The following is a 19,192-nucleotide window of genomic DNA, read 5'->3' on the forward strand; positions in this document are numbered from 1 at the left end:
TGGCACGCTGACCGCATGCGCACGATCGAGCACTGGATCGACGGGATCCTGACGCCGGGTCAGTCGAGGAGGACCGCGCCGGTTTTCGACCCGGCCACCGGCGCGGTCGGCGCGAACGTGGTCCTCGGCGAGGCCGCCGACGTCGACGCCGCGGTGGCCGCCGCGACGAAGGCCGCTGCGGCCTGGCGGGAGAAGTCGCCCTCGGCGCGCGCCCGGGTGATGTTCGCACTGCGCGACCTGCTGCACCGGCACACCGACGAGATCGCCGCGGCGATCACCGCCGAGCACGGCAAGACGTCGGCCGACGCCAAGGGGGAGATCGCCCGCGGCATCGAGGTCGTCGAGTTCGCCTGCGGGATCCCGCACCTGCTCAAGGGGGAGTACTCCGACGGCGTGGCCACCGGGGTCGACGCCTGGTCGCTGCGCGAACCCCTCGGCGTGGTCGCCGGGATCACCCCGTTCAACTTTCCGGCGATGGTCCCGCTCTGGATGCACCCGATCGCGATCGCCACCGGCAACGCCTTCGTGCTCAAGCCCAGCGAGCAGGATCCGACGGCCTCGATGCACCTGGCAGAGCTCTACGCCGAGGCGGGCCTGCCCGCCGGGGTGTTCAACGTCGTGCACGGCGATCGGCACACAGTGGCGGCAATCCTCGACCACCCCGCAATCGCGGCGGTGTCCTTCGTCGGCTCCACGCCGGTCGCGCGACTTGTGCACCAGCGGGCGAGCGCGGCCGGCAAACGGGTGCAAGCCCTGGGCGGGGCCAAGAACCACGCCGTCGTGCTGCCCGACGCCGACCTGGATCTGGCCGCGGCCGAGCTGACCGGCGCGGCCTACGGTTCGGCCGGCCAACGCTGCATGGCGGTCTCGGTCGTGGTGGCCGTCGGCCCGGTGGCCGACGAACTGGTCGAACGGTTGGCCGTACGCGCCCGCGGAATCCACGTCGGACCGGGAGCTGACCCGGCGTCAGAAATGGGCCCGTTGATCAACCCGGCCGCGGTGGAGCGGGTCCGGGCGCATCTGGCCGGCGCGCAGGCGGCCGGTGCCCGGGTCGTGGTCGACGGCCGCGAACACCCGCCCGGCAACGGGTTCTTCGTCGGCCCGAGCCTGGTCGACCGGGTCGCCCCGGACCACGACATCTACACCACCGAGGTTTTCGGCCCGGTACTCGCGGTGGTCCGGGTGGATTCCCCGCAGGCCGCGCTGGACCTCGTCAACGCCAATCCCTACGGCAACGGGGTTGCGGTGTTCACCAGCAGTGGCGCAGCGGCGCGCTGGTTCACCCGAGGCGTGCAGGTCGGGATGGTCGGGATCAATGTGCCGATCCCGGTGCCGATGGCGTTCCACTCCTTCGGCGGCTGGAAGGACTCGTTGTTCGGCGACACGCACGTGCACGGCGCCGAGGGCGTCCGGTTCTACAGCCGGGCCAAGGCGGTCACCGCCCGCTGGCCACGGGACTCGGTGTCCGCGACCGGCCTGAGCTTCCCGGCGCAGACGTGACTCTGGCGCGGGTCGTCGAGGGTCGTGAGTCGACCCTGACGTTGGACGTCGGCGGAACGGGGATCAAGGCGACCGTCCTGGACCGCACCGGCGAACCCATCGCTGGGCGGTTGCGGGTGCCCACGCCCTACCCGTGCCCGCCGGAGTTGCTCGTCAAGACGCTGCTGGAGATCGGCGACCAGTTGCCCTCGTTCGACCGGGTCTCGGTCGGGCTGCCGGGCATGATCCGCCACGGCCGGGTGCTGACCACGCCGCACTTCATCACGGAGGCCGGGCCGTTCACCCCGCGCCGACCGGACCTGGTCCTCGCCTGGCGCAACTACGACGCGGCGAGCGCGCTGAACGAGGCGTTCGGCTGCTCGGTGCGAGTGGTCAACGACGCCGAACTCGCCGGGTTCGCGGTGATCGAGGGCGCCGGCCTGGAAGTGCTGCTCGCCTTCGGCACCGGATTCGGCGCCGCCCTGTTCGACGACGGTCGCCTGCTGCCCAAGTTGGAGCTGTCCCAGGCACCGTTCCGGCTGCGCCAGACCTACGACCAGCAACTCGGCGACCACGCCCTGCGGGCGCTGGGTCCGCGCCGCTGGAGCAAGCGCGTGGCGATGGCGCTGGACCGCTGGTATCCCGTGCTCGGCTGGGACCGCCTGTACCTCGGCGGCGGAAATGCCGAGCACCTGGTGGGCGACCTCGGGTACCGCGCCACCCGCGTCGGCAACGAGGCCGGCCTGCGTGGCGGGCACAAGCTGTGGAGCTACCGAACCCTATGAGCAGGTCACGCCGTCAGGGGTACTCCGGCTTGGGCAGGTCGCGGGCGTAATCCTTGATCTCGAGGAGGAACTTGCGGGCCAGCGGCCCGGCCGTGGTGGCGCCGGTCTGGCCGCGTTCGACGATCACCGCGAACGCGATGTTGCCCATGAACCCGACCATCCAGGCGTGGTTGCCCGGCTGTGCGGTGCTGCCGTACTGCGCGGTCCCGGTCTTCGCGCCGACCTCGACGCCGGGTAGCTGGAGCACTCTCGCGGTGCCGTTCTTCACGGTGTCGACCATCAGGTCGTGAATGGTCGCCGCGGCGTCCAGCGGCGCCAGCGGCTTCGGGCTGGGCGCCGGGCCGCTGGTCGGCATCGCGGTCGCGGTCGGGCCCGCCGGCGGGTCTACCGGCGGACCGTCCAGCACCAACTGCGGGGTGCGCGGGGTCCCGTCGGCCACGGCCGCGGCGACCACCGCCATCGCCAGCGGGCTCATCAGGATCCGGCCCTGCCCGATCGCGTCCGCGGCCTGTTCCTCCGGGCTGTTGGCCGGCGGCACGTCGCCGGAGAAGTTGGTGAGCCCGAGGTCCCACTCGTTACGCACGCCGAACAGTTGGGCCGCGTCGGCCAGTCCGGTGTCCGGCAGCTTGCCCGCGGCGCCGATGAACGCCGTGTTGCACGACTCCTCGAAGTCACGGATGAACGGCACGGCACCGAGGGAACCGAGCCCGTCGTAGTTGCTGAACTGCTTGCCGTTGACCGTGATGCTCGGCGGGCAGGGGACGGTGTCCTCGGGCTTGACGCCGATCTTCAGCAGGGCCGCGGTCGTGATGAGCTTGAACACCGAGCCCGGCGCGTACCGGCCGTTCAGCGCCCGGTCGTCACCGGCCTTGTCGGACGGGCCGTTGGCCACGGCCAGGATGTCACCGTTGCGGATGTCGATCGCCACCAGCGAGGTGTTTTCCGTCGACCCGGTCAGCGCGTCGTCGGCGGCCTCCTGGATCCGGCTGTCCAGCGAGGTGTGCAGCGGCAGGCCCGGCACAGCGGCGAACGTGGCCAGGGTCGCCACGGTCTTCTGCGTCGACTTGTCGACCAGCAGCACCTTCCCGGACGGCCGCCCGGCCAACTGGCGCTGATAGCTGGCCTGCAGCCCGAACGACCCGACGGCATCGGCCGGTGAGGCGAACGGGCCGGCGTTGGCCAAGGACGAGGCGGTGGCCGTCGTGACGGCACCGAGCACCTCGCGGGCGAAGGCCCGGGTCGGCGCGAGGGCCTGGGTGGACTGCTGGGTGCTGACGCCGCCGATGTCGGCCAGCCTGTCGGCGATCGCGTCGTAGTCGCTCTGCCGCAGCACCGCGGCCTCCACGAACTGGCCGGAGGTCGCCTCGCTGGTGCGGGTTGTCAGCCCGTCCACGTCAAGGTTGAGCAGGGCGGCGAGCTTGTTGATGGTCCCGTCAGGCACCGCACCGGCGGTGACGCCAACCCGGTAAACGGTCTGGTTGCTGACCAACGGCCGGCCGTAACGATCCTCGATCGGCGCCCGCTGCGGCAGCGCGCGCTGGCGGGTGATCATCGTCGAGTCGGTGAGCTGCGGGTGGATCACGCCGGGCGCCCACTGCACCACCCACCGCTTGCCCTTGCCGGTGTCCTGCTGCACCAGACCCAACGAACCCTGGTAGCGCCAGTCGCCGAGCGCCTGCAGGTGCAGGTCGGCGTCGAACGCGACCGTGCACCCCTGATCGCTCTTGCAGCCGTTCTTCGCGCCGACCGTGAGGATCCGGGTGGTCGGTTCGATGCGGCTCTGGAAGTCCTGCAGAGCAGCCTTCGCGGCGTTCGGGTCGCTGGTCGCGGCGCCGGCGGCGGTGAGGTCGCCGGTCGACCAGTCGTGCAGGAACGCCGCGGCGGCACTCGTCGCCGCGTCGTGCGCAGAACTCGACCCGCCCGAGCCGCACCCGGTGACGACGAGCGCCACCGCCGCCGCGCCGGCCACCGAACGGTGGCGTGCACCCATCCACGCTCCCGATGCTCCGACTGCCTGCCGTGGCAGGACGCTTGCCCCGATGCAAGCAGACCGCCGACCCACGGTCGCTCACCTCATGATCCTCCAGCTGTGGCGTGTCGCATAAGCGGGGGGCCGGGGTCGGCGTGCCGGACGTCACGGCGACCTGTCGGACGCGGCCGATAGCGTTCTTGCGGTAGGTGCACAGACGAACTGGGGAGGACCGGGTGGACCGTTCAGTGCTCGTGACCGGCGGCAACCGGGGAATCGGGCGGGCGATCGCGGAGGCCTTCGTGGCCGCCGGCGACAAGGTCGCGGTCACCTACCGCCGCGCAGAGACCGACACCGGCCATGCAACCGCAGGGCAAGGGAAGTCCGGCGACCTGCCGGACGGCGTGCTCGGCGTCAAGTGCGACGTCACCGACACCGCGGCGGTCGAGGCCGCCTTCGCGGAGGCCGAGGCGGCCCACGGGCCGGTGGAGGTGGTGGTGGCGAACGCCGGGATCACCCGCGACACGTTGCTGCTGCGGATGAGCGAGGAGGACTTCACCGCGGTGCTCGACACCAACCTGACCGGAGCGTTCCGGGTCGCCAAGCGCGCCGCGAAGTCGATGCTGCGCCTGCGCAAGGGCCGGATCATTTTCATCTCCTCGGTGGTCGGGCTGCTCGGCTCGCCGGGGCAGGTCAACTACGCCGCATCCAAGGCCGGGCTCGTGGGCATGGCCCGCTCGATGGCCCGCGAACTCGGCTCGCGCAGCATCACCGCCAACGTCATCGCGCCGGGCTTCATCGAGACGGCGATGACCGCGGAGCTGACCGAGGACCGGCAGAAGCAGATTCTCGGCTCGGTGCCGCTGGGTCGTTACGGCCAGACCGAGGAGATCGCGGGCGCCTGCCTGTTCTTGGCCGGCGAGCACGCGTCGTACATAACGGGTGCCGTCCTCCCTGTCGACGGCGGTCTTGGAATGGGGCACTGAATCATGGGTCTGCTCGACGGCAAGCGAATTCTGGTCACCGGCGTCCTGACCGACGCCTCGATCGCCTTCCACGTCGCCCGGCTGGCGCAGGAGCAGGGCGCCGCCGTGGTGCTGTCCTCCTACGGCCGGGTCCTGCGCCTCACCACCCGAATCGCCGGGCGGCTGCCGCAGCCCGCGCCGGTCATCGAGCTCGACGTCACCGACACCGACCACCTGGCCGCGCTGCCGGACGCGGTGCGCGAACACGTCGACGGCCTCGACGGGGTCGTCCACTCGATCGGGTTCGCGCCCGAGACGGCACTGGGCGGCAACTTCCTGAACACCGAGTGGGAGGACGTCGCGACCGCGGTGCACGTGTCGGCCTACTCGTACAAGGCCCTCGCGATGGCCGCGCGGCCGTTGTACCCGGCAGTGCAAACTCCGCGCTCGCCCGGCGGCTCGCGCGGCGGCGCCGCGGTGGTCGGCCTCACGTTCGACGCAACCGTGGCCTGGCCGAAGTACGACTGGATGGGCGTCGCGAAGGCCGCGCTGGAGTCCTGCTCCCGCTACCTGGCCCGCGACCTCGGCCCGCACGGCGTCCGGTCGAACCTCGTCGCTGCCGGCCCGATCAAGACCATGGCGGCCAAGTCGATCCCTGGCTTCGAGGAGTTCGAGAACGTCTGGAAGGCCCGCGCCCCGATGGGCTGGGACGTCGGCGACCCGGTGCCGGCCGCGCAGGCCTGCGTGGCCCTGCTCTCGGACTGGTTCCCGGCCACCACCGGCGAGATAGTGCACGTGGACGGCGGCGTACACGCGATGGGTGGTTGAGTTGTCACAAGTGTCCGATTCCCCTGTGTTCCGCTTTGCGTTCAACAGGCTCAATCGGCTCGGCATTGCGAGCGCACGTTGTCGGACGCACGATCTGCTGCGGGCGCTCGCACTGCCCTCGCCTCAATCGCCTGTGCGAGACTGATTGCCATGGAGGACGGCAGTACCAGCCCTTCCGGGGGCGCACGATCCGCAACGCGAGAACCGACACCGCAGAACCGCCGGCAGGCGGTGCTGATCCTGCTGACCATGGTCGTTTTCTTCGTGGGCCTGGTGGCACTGTCGTGTTGGGCGGCGTCGAACGGATGACCGGCCCGAGTCGCGCACCGCGGACCATCGCATGACCCGCGAACTGATCGTGCTGCGGCACGCCAAGGCCGACCGGGGCTCACACGTCGACCACGAACGCCCGTTGACCGGGCGCGGCCGACGCGACGCGCTGGCCGCCGGCCGGTGGATGGCCGAGAACGACATCAAGCCGGAACTGACCTTGTGCTCCACGGCCACTCGCGCCAAGGAGACGTGGGCGTTGGCGGCCATGGAGCTCGGCGACGGCGTGCCCACGCAGTTCGAGCGCGACATCTACGGCGGCGACACCGAGGACATCCTTCGGCTGCTGCGCGACACGGACAAGCACGTCCACACGCTGTTGCTGGTCGGCCACAACCCGACCCTGCAGGACCTCGTGCTGTTGCTGGCCGGCGACGGTGAACCGGAGTTGATCGACGCCGCACGCAGCGACTTCGGCACCGCGGCGCTGGCGCGACTGCGCCTGTCGCGGGGCTGGACGGTGCTCGATCCAGCTTCCGCCGCCCTGATCGACTTCACGGTCGCCAGAGGCTGAGCCGGCGACTCCGAATTACTTCGGTGCGATGGACGGGCCGCCGGCGGCGCTCGACCGGTTGACTGCGAAGTGGCCGCTGCCGGCGGTGATCGGAGTGTCGCCCGGATCGCACTTGGTCACGTCCGCGTCCGGGGCCAGTGGCTTGAAGCCGAACTTTCCGGTTGCCCCGGCGCCGATGTCCTCAACGGTGATCAGAATGTTCTGGCCCTGGGCGGCCTCGGGCGTGGAGGTCTTGTCGACCGGGTAGATGAACCCGGCGCGCTTGCCCTCGACCTGCAGACAGATGATCGGGCCGTGGAAGTGCGTCACCGGGTTGTCACCCTTGAAGTAACCGGTGGCAGCGGTGCCGGTCGGACCGCGGTTGGCGGCGTGGAAGCTGATGTCGGCAATGGAGACGTTGCCCTCGCCCTCGATTGCGTTGTACTGCGGAGTCATGTCCGCACCGGCGGTGGCCGGAAGAACCAGCACCATCAGGGCGGATGCCGCGAGGAGGGCGCCAAGACGGCGACTGGGTTTGACGATCACTTCGACTCCCGGGGTTTCGGGCGTGCAGCTTCGGCCGCGCGTCGCGGCCGTCTGGAGCTGATTCGGCTGAGGGACTCGCCCCGATGGGTCCCGCTCAGCAAATCTTAAGATTCCCTGGGATTCCGGCTAGTCGACGAGATCGCCGGCGTCGGCCGCCTCGACGTCCTCCCGGCTGATGCCGAGCAGGAACAGCAAAGTGTCCAGGTACGGCACGTTGATCGTGGTGTGCGCGGCGCGGCGCACCATCGGCTTGGCGTTGAACGCCACCCCGAGGCCTGCGGCGGCCAGCATGTCCAGGTCGTTGGCGCCGTCGCCGATCGCGACCGTCCGGGACAGCGGTACCCCGGCACGGGCGGCGAACTTCTTGAGCATCGCCGCCTTGTAGGCGCGGTCGACGATCGGGCCGACCAGCCGGCCGGTGAGCTTCCCGTCGACGATCTCCAGGGTGTTGGCGCAGGAGTGGTCCAGGTCTAGCTCGGCGACCAGGAAATCGGTCACCTGGGTGAATCCGCCGGAGACGATCGCCACCTCGTGGTCCAACCGCTTCAGCGTCCGAACCAGCGTCCGCGCGCCCGGGGTGAGGCGCACGGCTGCGCGGACCGCGTCGACGGCGCGCGCGTCCAGCCCGGCCAGCAGTCCGACGCGGGCCAGCAGCGAGGCCTCGAAGTCCAGCTCCCCACGCATCGCGGCCTCGGTGATCCGGGCGACCTCGGCGGCGTGGCCGGCGTGGGCGGCCAGCATCTCGATGACCTCGTCCTGGATCAGGGTCGAGTCGACGTCCATGACGACCAGCCGCTTGCCGTGCCGGTGCAGGCCGCCCTGTTGCACCGCGATGTCCACGCCCCGCGCCGCGGCCTCGGCGGCCAGTTCGACACGCAACCCGGCCAGGTGCGCGCGGCCGGAGACCTCCAGTTCCAGGCACGTCACCGGGTAGCCGGCCAGACGGGTGATGCTGTCGATGTTCGCCCCGGCGGCCGCGATCCGGGCCGCGATCCCGGCCATCGCCGCGGTGCCCAACGGGCGGCCGAGCACGGTGACGTGCAGCCGGCTCGCTCCGCTCGGCTCAGCCTCCGCCGCGCCGGAGCTGATCTCGACGTACATCCCGAGCCGGTCGGCGACCGCCGCGACGGCGGACCGGACCGCTGCCTCGGCCACCCCGGCCGAGACAAGAACGCCCAGCACCAACTGACCGCGGATGACGACTTGTTCGACGTCGACGACCTCGACGTCGTGGCCGACCAGCGAGTCGAACAGTGCCGCGGTGACCCCAGGTCGGTCGCGGCCGGTCACCGTCACCAGCAAGGTACGAGCAGACTCCGCCCGGGCTCGACCGGCCGGATCGGCTGTCGACATGCCCTAGGCCGGGCCGAGGCGCGCGCCCTTGGAGACCACCCGGATCCCGTCGGCGGTCATCGTCACCCGCGGCAGTTCCGCGTCGGCGGCGGAGAAGCCGAGGCGGTAGCCGTCCGGCACGACCACGTTCTTGTCCAGGATGGCGTTTCGCACCGCGGCGTCCTGTCCGATGCGCACGCCGTCGAGCAGCACGCAGCCCTCGACCCGGGCGTTGCGGCCGACCGAGACGCCGGGGGAGAGCACCGACCGTTCGACCGAGCCCGCGACCTGCACGCCGACCGACACCATCGACTCGACCGCGTGCCCGGTGACGCCCTCGGTGCCCCCGACGAACCGGGCCGGTGGCCAGGCGTCCTGCAGGGTGTAGATCGGCCACTCGCGGTTGTAGAGGTTGAACGCGGGGTTGGCCGAGATCAGGTCCATGTGCGCCTCGTAGAAAGCGTCCAAGGTCCCGACGTCGCGCCAGTAGCCGGCCTCGCGACCGGCCGGGCCGGGGACCTCGTTGTGCGAGAAGTCGTAGACGCCGGCCTGCCCCTCCTTCACCAGCCGCGGGATGATGTTGCCGCCGAGGTCGTGCTTGCTCGACGGGTCCATCGCGTCCTCGTTGACGGCCTTGATCAGCGCCGAGGTGCGGAAGACGTAGTTGCCCATCGAGGCGAAGACCTCGTCGGGGGAGTCCGCCAGGCCCGGGGGGTTGTGCGGCTTCTCCAGGAACTCGGCGATCCTCGAGCCGGTGGCGTCGGCCGAGATCACGCCGAAGTGGCTGGACATCGAACGGGGCTGACGCACCGCGGCGACCGTCACGCCCAGCCCGGACTCCATGTGCTGGTCGACCATCTGCCGGGGGTCCATCCGGTAGATGTGGTCGGCGCCGAACACGATCACGTGCTCCGGCTGTTCGTCGTCGATCAGGTTCAGGTTCTGGAAGATCGCGTCCGCGGACCCGGCGAACCAGTGCGGCCCGCGCCGCTGCTGGGCGGGCACCGGGGTGACGTAGTTCCCGAGCAGCGTGGACATCCGCCAGGTCCGCGAGATGTGCCGGTCCAGGCTGTGGTTCTTGTACTGGGTCAGCACGACGATCTTGAGGAATCCGCCGTTCACGAGGTTCGACAGGACGAAGTCGACCAAGCGGTAGATGCCGCCGAACGGGACCGCCGGCTTGGCCCGGTCCGACGTCAGCGGCATCAGGCGCTTACCTTCCCCACCGGCGAGCACGATCGCGAGGATCTGCTTTCCGGCCATGCGGTCGACCTTATAGGCGCACAGGAGTTGGCTTGACGACACCGGGGTAACGTGCCGTCGTGCGTGTCGATCTGATGACCCGTGAGTACCCGCCGGAGGTATACGGCGGTGCTGGGGTCCATGTGGAATATCTGGCCGCCGAGTTGCGGCGGTTGGCCGAGGTCCGGGTGCACTGCTTCGGTGAGCCCCGCGACGAACCCGGGGTGACGGCTCACCCCGTCCCGAGCGAGTTGGCCGCGGCCAACGCGGCGCTGCAGGTGCTCGGCGTCGACCTGTCGATCGCGGCCGCGGTCAACGGGACGGACCTGGTGCACAGCCACACCTGGTACGCCAACATGGCCGGCCACGTGGCCAAGCTGCTGCACGGCGTCCCGCACGTGATGACGACGCACTCCCTGGAGCCGCTGCGGCCGTGGAAGGCCGAGCAGCTCGGCGGCGGGTACGCGCTGTCGCGCTGGGCCGAGAGCACCGCGATCAACGCGGCCGACGCGGTCATCGCGGTGTCCGCCGGGATGCGCGCCGACGTGCTGCGCTGCTACCCGGACGTCGATCCCGATCGCGTCCACGTGATCCACAACGGCATCGACACCGCGGAGTACTCACCCCGGCTGGACGCCGCCGTGATGGCTCGGCACCACCTGGACCCGGACCGCCCGACCGTCGTGTTCGTCGGTCGGATCACCCGGCAGAAGGGCCTGCCGTACCTGCTGCGCGCAGCCCGCGCGTTCGACCGCGACGCCCAGATCGTGCTGTGCGCCGGCGCCCCGGACACTCCGGACATCCTGGGCGAGGTCACCGGCCTGGTGAACCTGCTGCAGACCGAGCGACGCGGGGTCTTCTGGATCTCCGAGACCCTGCCGCGGGCGGATCTGGTCTCGATCCTCAGCCACGCCACGGTTTTCGTGTGCCCGTCGATCTACGAACCGATGGGGATCGTGAACCTCGAGGCCATGGGTTGCGAGACGGCTGTGGTGGCCACCGCGACCGGCGGCATCCCGGAGGTCGTCGCCGACGGCGAGACCGGCCTGCTGGTCCCGATCGAGCAGGCCGGCGACGGCACCGGCATCCCGGTCGACCCGAACAAGTTCGCGGCCGACTTCGCCGCGGCGGTCAACCAACTGCTGCGCGACCCGGCCCGGGCGCAGGCAATGGGCAAGGCCGGGCGGGAGCGCGCGGTCACCCGGTTCTCGTGGGCCGAGATCGCCTCGCGGACGGTAGACCTCTACGGCCGACTGCTGGTCTGAATCGGGGCGACGTCCCGCCGCGGACGGTAGAGCAGCGTCTACGGCCGACTGCTGGTCTGAATCGGGGCGAGGTCCCGCCGCGGACGGTAGAGCAGCGTCTACGGCCGACTGCTGGGCTGAACCACCGGCTCCACGACGCTGTTGAACGCCGCCACCGTGGCGTGCCGGGCGGCGGTGGCCAACGGGCGCAGCAGCGCGTCGCGGGCCGCGGCCGAACCGGTCCCGGCGCCGCCGCCGGGGTCGGTCCGCACCAGGTCGGCGATCGCGGCCAGGCGCTGGGCCAGGGCCAGGACGCGGTGTGCCCGGCCGGGATAGCCGGGGGCCAACGCCGGTGCGCCGGCGCCGTCGCGGATCCCGTCCAGGACAGCGGCCAGTTGCGGCCGCCAGCGGGCCAGGTCGAGGTCGGCAACAGCCGTGGTGACCTCCCGGACCGTGGTCGCCAACTCCCGCTCGGCCTCGGCCAACGAGAGCAGGTCCAGGCCCACCCGCGGGCTGATCGGCTGCATCTGCCAGCGCACCAAGGTCTCCGGCAGCCCGTCCGGGTCCGGCGGCACGGCGAACGGCACGAGGCCGGTGGGGCTCTCGGCAATGGTGAGCACGGCCTCCCCGGCGTCGATCGCCGAGGCGTTGAAACCGGCCGGTCCGGGCAGGCCCGACGGGTCGCCGGGCACCGGCAGCACGAGCATCAGCCCGCGCACCCCGGACGAGCGCAACGCGGCGAGGAACATCGGCAACGTCGTGGAATCCGCAGTTCCGTTGCACAACCGGTGCCGGCCGTCGCCGGCCTGCACCTGGTCGGCGGCGGTGTCCGGGCTGACCCTCCCGGCGAGGACGGCGTTGCCCCAGGCCACCAGTCGACCCGAACGCAGCACTGCGCTCGGCTTGCCGCTGGGGCACTCGGGCGATGTCGGACTCTGCTCGTACATGGTGCAGCCAGGGTAAGGCCGAGTGGCGCCCGATCCGAGCAGCCCGGAAATTCGCGGGTCGACGCGGCACGTCGACGCCCTCGCGCCGCGGTCGATTAGGTTGAGGCTTGTGGGTGCTCCGTTGGAACCGTTGGTGCTGGATCTCGCGGAAGTCGTGGTGGTGCGCAGCGGATCGCGTCTGCTCGATGAGGTGACCCTGGAGGTCCGGGAGGGCCAACGGTGGGTCGTCCTCGGTCCCAACGGGGCCGGTAAGACCACGCTGCTGCAGGTGATCGGCGGTCACCTGTTCCCGACCTCGGGCTGGGCCGCGATCCTCGGCGAGGTGCTCGGCGAGACCGACGTCTTCGAACTGCGGCCCCGGGTCGGCCTGGCCAGCGCGGCGTTGGCCGATCGGCTGCCCCGGCAGGAGAAAGTCCGCGACGTGGTGCTGACTGCGGCGTACTCCGTGGTGGGTCGGTGGCGGGAGACCTACGACCCGTCGGACGTCGCCCGTGCCGAGTCGCTGCTGAAGGCGATGGGCATGGAGGCGTTCACCGAGCGCACGTTCGGGACGCTGTCCGAGGGCGAACGCAAGCGGGTGCAGATCGCCCGGGCGCTGATGGCCGACCCGGAGATGCTGCTGCTCGACGAACCGGCCGCCGGCCTCGACCTCGGTGGCCGCGAGGACCTGCTGCGACGGCTCACCACGTTGGCCCAGGACCCGGCCGCGCCGACCACGATCATGGTCACGCACCACGTCGAGGAGATCCCGACCGGGACGACCCACGCGCTGCTGCTGCGCCACGGTCGGGTCCTCGCCTCGGGGCCGGTGCTCGAGGTGCTGACCTCGCAGAACCTCTCCGAATGCTTCGGGCTACCGCTGGCGGTTGCGCACGACGGCCACCGTTTCAGCGCGCGACTGGCCGGCTGACCCTCACTCCGGGGTCGCGTTCGGCGGCGGGGTGGACTCGTCGACCGGTGGCCCGGCCGACTCGATGGTGGGCCGCGCTCCGGGCGTCACGTCCGGGGTGCCCATCGCCTCCTCGTTGGTCAGGTGCAGGCGGTGCGAGCACACCGGCCACGGCTTCCAGGAGGCCTCGTCCAGCACCTTCTGGGCGACCAGGATCTGGTCGGGACGCGAGGCCAGATCCGGTCGGGGTGCGTACTCCATCCCGCCGTAGGCCTGCCAGAACTCCATCGAGATCTGCAGCCCACCGAAGTAGTCGTTGCCGTAGTTCGCGGCCCATTCCCCGCCGGTCTCGCACTGCGCCAGCCGGTCCCAGGTTGCAGTGGTCGCCGCGGCGGCCGGCCGTACCGGCAGCCACCACATCAGGGCGACCGCCGTGGTGGTGACGCTCGCCGCTGCCGCCCGGGCCATCCGGCCCCGCCCGTCGGTGCCGATGGTTCTCACCCCCTCGAGGTGCGGCGCAACTGTTGCCACGTCGAGGTTGTTGTGGCAGCGCACGGACTCGCAAGAGGTTCACCCGGTCGGGGGACACCTAGCATTGGCCGGGTGATCACCCGCGTCCGACCTCGCGTCGGGCGGAGGCAGCGGTCGGTGGCCGGTTGACCTTCGGGCATGCGCTCGCGGTCCTGGCTGCGGCCCTGGCCGCCGGAGCGATAAACGCGGTGGTCGGGTCGGGGACGTTGATCACCTTCCCGACCCTGCTCGCGCTCGGTTATCCGGCCGTGCTGGCCAACGTCTCGAACAACGTGGGCCTGGTGCCCGGTTCGGCGGCGGCGACTTGGGCGTACCGCCGCGAACTGGCGGGGCAACGGCACCGATTGATCCGGCTGATGCCGGCCTCGACTGTCGGTGCCCTGGTGGGCGCGACGTTGCTGCTGGTGCTGTCGTCCGGGGCGTTCAAAGCGGTGGTCCCGGTGTTGATCGGCACCGCCTGCGTGTTGGTGCTGCTCCAGCCGCGCCTGACCGCCGCGCTGGCCCGACGACCGGCCGGCACCGACAGCCGATCGTTCGGCCTGCTGCTCCCGGCCACGGTGGGGCTGACCGGCGTCTACGGCGGCTACTTCGGCGCCGCCCAGGGTGTGCTGCTGATCGGACTGCTCGCGACGCTTTCCGGGGAGCCGAGCATGCAACGCAACAACGCCGTGAAGAACGTGCTGGCGACTACCGCCAACCTGGCCGCCGCGGTGTTGTTCATCTGCTCGCATCCGGTGGACTGGGCCGTGGCCGGGCTGATCGCCGGCGGGTCGACGGTCGGTGGGCTGCTGGGTGGGCGCTACGGCCGCCGGTTGCCGCCGAGCGCGCTGCGGGCGCTGATCGTGCTGATCGGCGTGGTCGCGATCGTGCGCATGCTCTGAGCGTATGAGAGTCAGCGCTGCGCGTATGAGAGTCAGCACTGCGATCATCGATGATCGCAGGGTCATTCCGGTGGGTCGCGGCGACCGCGCTTGACCTCGGAGCGCCGAGACTTGGCATCCAGTCGCCTCTGCCGGGCCCGGCGCGACGGCCGGGTCGGGCGACGTGGCGTAGGCGGCGGTGCGGTCGCCTCGGCCAACAGCGCGGCCAGCCGTTCTCGGGCCGCCGCACGGTTGCGCAACTGGGAGCGGTGTTCGGAAGCGACGACGACGACCGTCCCGTCGACCAGGCGGCCTGCCAGTCGTTCCACCGCGCGGGTTCGCAGCACCTCGGGGAAGGCCCCGGAGTTCGTCAGGTCGTAGACCAGCTCCACCCGGGAGTCGGCCGTGTTCACGCCCTGCCCGCCCGGGCCGGAGGAACGCGAGAACCGCCAGTGCAGTTCTGCCTCGGCAATCAGCGTGTCGCCGACCCGGATCCCGTCCTCCATGACGCCCAGGGTGCCGGCCTTCGGCTGCGCGGGCCGGCCGATAGCGTCGCCGTCGATGAAGCGGACGGCCGGCGGACACGGGCGCGCCCTCGGGCTGGCCGCGGGCGTGCTGCTGGACTCGGTGTTCGCCGACCCTCCGCGGTGGCATCCGGTGGCCGGTTTCGGACGGCTGGCCGATCGGCTGGAACGCCGGACCAGACGCGACTCGGTGGCCGCGGGTGCGACGTACGCGGCGTTGTGCGTCTCGGCTCCGGTGCTGCTCGGGCTGGCGGCCGAACGCGTCGGCGCCAGGCGCCCCGTGCTGTCGGCCGGGTTGACCGCAGCCGCCACCTGGACGGTTCTGGGCGGCACCTCCCTGGGCCGGGAGGCCACGCTGATGTGGCGGCTGCTGGCCGCCGACGACCTGGCCGGGGCACGGGATCGCCTGTCGCACCTGTGCGCCCGCGACCCGTCGCAGGCGGACGCGGCCGAACTCGTCCGCGCCACGGTCGAGTCGGTCGCCGAGAACACCGGCGACGCGGTGGTGGCGCCGCTGTGCTGGGGCGCGGTGGCCGGCGTTCCGGGCCTGCTCGGGTACCGCGCGGTCAACACCCTCGACGCGATGGTCGGCTACCGCAATGAGCGTTACCTGCGCTTCGGCCGGGTCGCGGCCCGCGTCGACGACCTGGCCAACCTGCTCCCGGCCCGCGTCACCGGGCTGTTGACCGTGGTGGTGGCGCCGACGGTGGGTGGCTCGGCGCGGCAGGCCGCGCGGGTACTGCGCGCCGACCGGCGGGCCCATCCGAGCCCGAACGCCGGATGGTGCGAGGCCGCGGCGGCCGGCGCACTGGGTGTCCGGTTGGGCGGGGCCAACACCTACGACGGCTACGCTGAGAACCGGCCCGCACTCGGCGCCGCCGGCCGGGCGCCGGAGCTCGCCGACATCGCCCGTGCCGTCCGCCTCAGCCGTGCGGTCACCGGCGCGGCGCTGGTCGGGGCCGTGCTCCTGGCCCGGCGTGCATGAGGGGCGCGTTGCTGGTCGCTGGGACCAGTTCCGACGCGGGCAAGAGCGTGCTCGTCGCCGGGCTGTGCCGATGGCTGCGCCGGGAGGGCGTCTCGGTCGCGCCGTTCAAGGCCCAGAACATGTCCAACAACTCCTACGCGACGCTCGACGGCGGGGAGATCGGGCGGGCGCAGGCGATGCAGGCCGCCGCGGCGGGCATCGAGGCGGAGACGGTGATGAACCCGGTCCTGCTCAAGCCCGGCAGCGACCGGCACTCGCAGGTCGTGCTGCTCGGGCGCCCGGTCGCCGAGGTCGACGCGATGTCCTACCGCGACCTCAAACCACGCCTGTTCGAGACCGTGCTGGAGTCGTTGGCGCACCTGCGCTCCCGGTTCGACGTGGTCATCTGCGAGGGCGCCGGCAGCCCGGCCGAGATCAACCTGCGCACCGAGGACATCGCGAACCTCGGCCTGGCCCGCGCCGCCGGCCTACCGACGTTGGTCGTCGGCGACATCGACCGCGGCGGCGTGCTCGCGGCGATGTTCGGCACGTTGGCGATCCTCGAGCCGGCCGACCAGGCGATGATCGCCGGTTTCGTGGTCAACAAGTTCCGCGGCGACCCCCGGCTGCTCGAACCCGGCCTGGTGACCTTGCAGGAGCTGACCGGCAGACCGGTCTACGGCGTGCTGCCGTGGCGCTGTGACCTGTGGTTGGACGTCGAGGACTCCCTGGCCCTGGACGCAGTGCGGCAGGACGACGCGTGGGACCCGGACCGCTTCCGGGTCGCGGTGATCCGACTGCCGCGGATCTCCAACCTCACCGACGCCGATGCGCTTGGCGCCGAACCCGGCGTGCAGGTGCGGTTCGTCGACGCGGTGCCCGACCTGGTGCACGCCGATCTGGTCGTGCTGCCGGGGACTCGGGCGACGGTGGCCGACCTGGCGTGGCTGCGCGACCGCGGCCTGGCGCAGGCGTTGGTGGCACGGGCGCAGGCCGGTCGGCCGGTGCTCGGGATCTGCGGCGGCTACCAGATGCTGGCCCGCTCGATCACCGACGAGGTCGAGTCGCGCACGGGCACCGTCGACGGCCTGGGTCTGCTGCCCGGCACGGTCACATTCGGCCCGCACAAGGTCGTCGGGCGCACGACCGGGCAGGCCTACGGCGTCGTCGCGCACGGCTACGAGATGCACCACGGCGTCGTACAGCCGGACCCGGGTACCACCGCGTTTCTTGACGGGATCTGCGCCGGGGCGGTGTGGGGCACGACCTGGCACGGGGTGCTGGAGTCCGACGAGTTCCGCCGGGCCTTCCTCGCCGAGGCGGCAGCCGCGGCCGGCGTTCCGGCGCCGGCCGGGGCCGACGTGTCGTTCGCGGCGGTGCGGGAGCGCCGCCTGGACGCCCTCGGGGATCTGGTCGCCGACCATCTGGACACCGTCGGGCTGACTCGGCTCATCACTGCCGGCGTCCCTCGTGACCTGCCCGCTCTGCGTGTCGCACGGGAATCGAAGCCGCTCTCGGGTTGACTGAACGTGGGGGATTTGAGGGGTACGTCCGGTTCGGGAGCTTTTGACCCGGACGGCCCAATTTGCACCCGTTCGGGCAGCCGAGCGGGAAGCCTGTCCGTGACAGCGGACTTCGGCGAATCCAAGGGGTTGGGGACATGTTCATCTCACGACGAAACTGGGCGGCCCTCGGGGTCGGCGTCCTGCTGGCGTTGACTCCCACGGCGGCCGGAGCGGCCGTTCGTATGGACGGACCGCCGTCGCCGCCGGTGCCTTCGGTCGGCCCGGGCAACCTGCCGAACACGGGTGACCTCGGCTCGATCAACCCGAACGACGACGGCAAGAACGCACCCGGCGACGACGGCGGCAACGGCGACTCCGGCCCGGCGCCGACCTCCCACCAGGGCCCGCTGCCGACGGGCAACCAGGGCCCGGGTGGCGGCAACCAGCTGCCGAGCACCAACCTGCTGCCGCCGGTCGGCGGCCAGCAAGCCCCGGGTCAGGGGCAGGGTCAGGCCCCGTCCGGCCAGGACCAGCCCAGCGCCTCGGACCACCAGTCCTCGCAGGGCAACGACAAGGGCTCCGACCCGGCGGCGCAGTCGAACTCCAAGCCGAACTCGGACGCCCCGGCCAACCCGCCGCTGGACTCCCGGCCGGCCGACCCGCAGCCGAGCGACAAGCAGGGCGGAGCGCCGCACTCCGACGCCTCGCAGTCCAACTCGCCACAGTCCAACTCGCCGCGATCCGACGCGCCGCGATCCGACAACAGCGGCCGCTCGGACGACTCGCAGGCCCCGGCCAAGAATTCGGACTCCGCGGCGAGCGACCAGCAGCAGGACGGGCCCCAGCAGGACGCGCACCAGCGTGACTCCCGCTCACAGGTCATCGCCCCGCAGAAGAAGCAGGGCCCGGTCCGCACCGGCCACACCCGCCGGTCGTCGAGTTCCTCCGGTCACCAGCGCACCCACCGCACCGAGCGTTCCGGCTCGGGCAAGGGGCACTCGGGCCAGCCGTGGTGGAGCGACGGCGGGATGAACCCCGACAACAACAACGGCGGCTGGGACGACGAGAACGACGGTCCCGACAACGACAACGACGGTGGTGGTGGCGGCGCGGGCTGATCCGCGTCCACCGCAACACAAGTTCGGCCGAGGCCGGCCGTCGCGATCCAGCGGCGGCCGGCCTCCCGCCGTCGGCGCGTGGACGACGCGGGATAATTGCCGGGAGCGCGGGCGACCCGCGCCCAACGTCCCCGAGGATGGTCCGCCACGTGAAGATCTCGGCCAAAGTCGACTACGCGGTGCGTGCGTTGATCGAGATCGCCGGCGACGACTCCGGGCGACCCCGTTCGGCCGAGTCGATCTCCGCCGCCCAGGACATCCCGCGCGACTTCCTGCTCGCCGTCCTGGCCGATCTGCGCCGGGCAGGCATCCTGGCCAGCCAACGCGGGCAGGCAGGCGGTTGGGTGCTCATGCAGGCACCGACGGCAGTGACCGTGGCCGACGTGATCCGGGCCGTGGACGGCCCACTGGTCAGCGTCCACGGCCGGGCGCCGGAGGAGGTCATCTACCGCGGCTCGGCAGAGAACCTCCAGCAGGTCTGGATCGCGGTCCGGGCCAGCATGCGCCAGATCCTGGAGGAGGTGACCGTGGCCCACCTGGTCGCCAAGTCGCTGCCCGAGGTCACCACCGCGCGCATCCGCGACGCCGGGGCGTGGCAGCGGCGGTGAGTGAGCGCAGCGAGTGAACCAATGTCACAGTGC

Annotated in this window: 19 protein-coding genes; 12 read left to right on the forward strand and 7 right to left on the reverse strand. The window is 71.5% G+C overall.

Annotated elements, in window-relative coordinates; all coding sequences use genetic code 11:
* Positions 1-15 precede the first annotated feature (15 nt).
* Complete coding sequence (locus tag VHU88_23235; GenBank protein HEX3614620.1) at positions 16-1,500, forward strand: CoA-acylating methylmalonate-semialdehyde dehydrogenase; 1,485 nt, start codon at positions 16-18, stop codon at positions 1,498-1,500.
* Positions 1,497-2,264: an ROK family protein gene (locus VHU88_23240; protein ID HEX3614621.1), complete on the forward strand. Its 768-nt coding sequence runs from the start codon at positions 1,497-1,499 to the stop codon at positions 2,262-2,264. The genes VHU88_23235 and VHU88_23240 overlap by 4 nt, the downstream gene beginning before the upstream one ends.
* Before the next feature lie 13 nt (positions 2,265-2,277).
* Here the strand turns inward: VHU88_23240 and VHU88_23245 are convergent, their stop codons facing one another.
* Positions 2,278-4,254 (reverse strand): penicillin-binding transpeptidase domain-containing protein, encoded by a 1,977-nt coding sequence (locus VHU88_23245; GenBank protein ID HEX3614622.1) that lies wholly within the window; start codon positions 4,252-4,254, stop codon positions 2,278-2,280.
* Positions 4,255-4,469: 215 nt separating this feature from the next.
* On the opposite strand from VHU88_23245, the gene fabG reads away from it, so the two are divergent.
* The 3 genes from fabG (at position 4,470) to VHU88_23260 (ending at position 6,870) form a co-directional block, all read left to right on the forward strand.
* Positions 4,470-5,219: a 3-oxoacyl-[acyl-carrier-protein] reductase gene (gene fabG, locus VHU88_23250; protein ID HEX3614623.1), complete on the forward strand. Its 750-nt coding sequence runs from the start codon at positions 4,470-4,472 to the stop codon at positions 5,217-5,219.
* Between the two features lie 3 nt (positions 5,220-5,222).
* Entirely contained in the window at positions 5,223-6,026 is an 804-nt protein-coding gene (gene fabI, locus VHU88_23255) for an enoyl-ACP reductase FabI (GenBank protein HEX3614624.1), read from the forward strand.
* Between the two features lie 340 nt (positions 6,027-6,366).
* A complete protein-coding gene (locus VHU88_23260) occupies positions 6,367-6,870 on the forward strand; it encodes a histidine phosphatase family protein (protein HEX3614625.1) in 504 nt (167 codons plus the stop codon).
* Positions 6,871-6,885: 15 nt separating this feature from the next.
* Here the strand turns inward: VHU88_23260 and VHU88_23265 are convergent, their stop codons facing one another.
* From VHU88_23265 to glgC, 3 genes are all read right to left on the reverse strand, one after another.
* Positions 6,886-7,341, reverse strand: a complete 456-nt coding sequence (locus VHU88_23265) for a hypothetical protein (protein ID HEX3614626.1) — start codon at positions 7,339-7,341, stop codon at positions 6,886-6,888.
* A 180-nt stretch (positions 7,342-7,521) separates the two neighbouring features.
* On the reverse strand, positions 7,522-8,691 hold the full coding sequence (gene serB, locus VHU88_23270) for a phosphoserine phosphatase SerB (protein ID HEX3614627.1): 1,170 nt from the start codon (positions 8,689-8,691) through the stop codon (positions 7,522-7,524).
* A 60-nt stretch (positions 8,692-8,751) separates the two neighbouring features.
* A complete protein-coding gene (gene glgC / locus VHU88_23275) occupies positions 8,752-9,990 on the reverse strand; it encodes a glucose-1-phosphate adenylyltransferase (GenBank protein ID HEX3614628.1) in 1,239 nt (412 codons plus the stop codon).
* 59 nt (positions 9,991-10,049) lie between these two features.
* Between glgC and glgA the strand changes: the two genes are divergently transcribed.
* Positions 10,050-11,234, forward strand: coding sequence for a glycogen synthase (gene glgA / locus VHU88_23280; GenBank protein ID HEX3614629.1), 1,185 nt, complete (start codon positions 10,050-10,052; stop codon positions 11,232-11,234).
* A gap of 98 nt (positions 11,235-11,332) precedes the next feature.
* Here the strand turns inward: glgA and VHU88_23285 are convergent, their stop codons facing one another.
* Positions 11,333-12,160, reverse strand: a complete 828-nt coding sequence (locus tag VHU88_23285) for a hypothetical protein (protein ID HEX3614630.1) — start codon at positions 12,158-12,160, stop codon at positions 11,333-11,335.
* A 109-nt stretch (positions 12,161-12,269) separates the two neighbouring features.
* On the opposite strand from VHU88_23285, the gene VHU88_23290 reads away from it, so the two are divergent.
* Positions 12,270-13,070, forward strand: coding sequence for an ABC transporter ATP-binding protein (locus tag VHU88_23290; GenBank protein ID HEX3614631.1), 801 nt, complete (start codon positions 12,270-12,272; stop codon positions 13,068-13,070).
* A gap of 3 nt (positions 13,071-13,073) precedes the next feature.
* On the opposite strand, the gene VHU88_23295 is transcribed toward VHU88_23290, so the two are convergent.
* Positions 13,074-13,550: a transglycosylase family protein gene (locus tag VHU88_23295; protein ID HEX3614632.1), complete on the reverse strand. Its 477-nt coding sequence runs from the start codon at positions 13,548-13,550 to the stop codon at positions 13,074-13,076.
* A 155-nt stretch (positions 13,551-13,705) separates the two neighbouring features.
* On the opposite strand from VHU88_23295, the gene VHU88_23300 reads away from it, so the two are divergent.
* Positions 13,706-14,461: a sulfite exporter TauE/SafE family protein gene (locus tag VHU88_23300; GenBank protein ID HEX3614633.1), complete on the forward strand. Its 756-nt coding sequence runs from the start codon at positions 13,706-13,708 to the stop codon at positions 14,459-14,461.
* 62 nt (positions 14,462-14,523) lie between these two features.
* On the opposite strand, the gene arfB is transcribed toward VHU88_23300, so the two are convergent.
* A complete protein-coding gene (arfB, locus tag VHU88_23305) occupies positions 14,524-14,946 on the reverse strand; it encodes an alternative ribosome rescue aminoacyl-tRNA hydrolase ArfB (GenBank protein HEX3614634.1) in 423 nt (140 codons plus the stop codon).
* 55 nt (positions 14,947-15,001) lie between these two features.
* Between arfB and VHU88_23310 the strand changes: the two genes are divergently transcribed.
* The 4 genes from VHU88_23310 to VHU88_23325 all read left to right on the forward strand — a co-directional run bounded on the left by VHU88_23310 (position 15,002) and on the right by VHU88_23325 (position 19,159).
* Positions 15,002-15,949 carry a cobalamin biosynthesis protein gene (locus VHU88_23310; protein HEX3614635.1) on the forward strand — a complete coding sequence of 316 codons (948 nt, stop codon included), beginning with the start codon at positions 15,002-15,004 and terminating at the stop codon, positions 15,947-15,949.
* The gene (locus tag VHU88_23315; GenBank protein HEX3614636.1) at positions 15,946-17,451 is read left to right on the forward strand and encodes a cobyric acid synthase; all 1,506 of its coding nucleotides are present in this window, start codon (positions 15,946-15,948) and stop codon (positions 17,449-17,451) included. The genes VHU88_23310 and VHU88_23315 overlap by 4 nt, the downstream gene beginning before the upstream one ends.
* 137 nt (positions 17,452-17,588) lie before the next feature.
* Entirely contained in the window at positions 17,589-18,551 is a 963-nt protein-coding gene (locus tag VHU88_23320) for a hypothetical protein (GenBank protein HEX3614637.1), read from the forward strand.
* A 137-nt stretch (positions 18,552-18,688) separates the two neighbouring features.
* A complete protein-coding gene (locus tag VHU88_23325; GenBank protein HEX3614638.1) occupies positions 18,689-19,159 on the forward strand; it encodes an Rrf2 family transcriptional regulator in 471 nt (156 codons plus the stop codon).
* Positions 19,160-19,192: the final 33 nt, after the last annotated feature.

It is taken from the genome of Sporichthyaceae bacterium (assembly GCA_036269075.1).
In the GTDB taxonomy this organism is placed as follows: Bacteria; Actinomycetota; Actinomycetes; order Sporichthyales; family Sporichthyaceae; genus DASQPJ01.

Coding starts and splice junctions, on each gene's coding strand:
- VHU88_23325 (HEX3614638.1), top strand. CDS start 18,689: ATGGTCCGCCACGTGAAGATCTCGGCCAAAGTCGACTACGCGGTGCGT.
- fabI (HEX3614624.1), top strand. CDS start 5,223: ATGGGTCTGCTCGACGGCAAGCGAATTCTGGTCACCGGCGTCCTGACC.
- VHU88_23265 (HEX3614626.1), bottom strand. CDS start 7,341: ATGGTGCTGGTTCTTCCGGCCACCGCCGGTGCGGACATGACTCCGCAG.
- VHU88_23235 (HEX3614620.1), top strand. CDS start 16: ATGCGCACGATCGAGCACTGGATCGACGGGATCCTGACGCCGGGTCAG.
- arfB (HEX3614634.1), bottom strand. CDS start 14,946: ATGGAGGACGGGATCCGGGTCGGCGACACGCTGATTGCCGAGGCAGAA.
- VHU88_23310 (HEX3614635.1), top strand. CDS start 15,002: ATGAAGCGGACGGCCGGCGGACACGGGCGCGCCCTCGGGCTGGCCGCG.
- glgC (HEX3614628.1), bottom strand. CDS start 9,990: ATGGCCGGAAAGCAGATCCTCGCGATCGTGCTCGCCGGTGGGGAAGGT.
- VHU88_23285 (HEX3614630.1), bottom strand. CDS start 12,160: ATGTACGAGCAGAGTCCGACATCGCCCGAGTGCCCCAGCGGCAAGCCG.
- VHU88_23260 (HEX3614625.1), top strand. CDS start 6,367: ATGACCCGCGAACTGATCGTGCTGCGGCACGCCAAGGCCGACCGGGGC.
- VHU88_23320 (HEX3614637.1), top strand. CDS start 17,589: ATGTTCATCTCACGACGAAACTGGGCGGCCCTCGGGGTCGGCGTCCTG.
- VHU88_23245 (HEX3614622.1), bottom strand. CDS start 4,254: ATGGGTGCACGCCACCGTTCGGTGGCCGGCGCGGCGGCGGTGGCGCTC.
- VHU88_23315 (HEX3614636.1), top strand. CDS start 15,946: ATGAGGGGCGCGTTGCTGGTCGCTGGGACCAGTTCCGACGCGGGCAAG.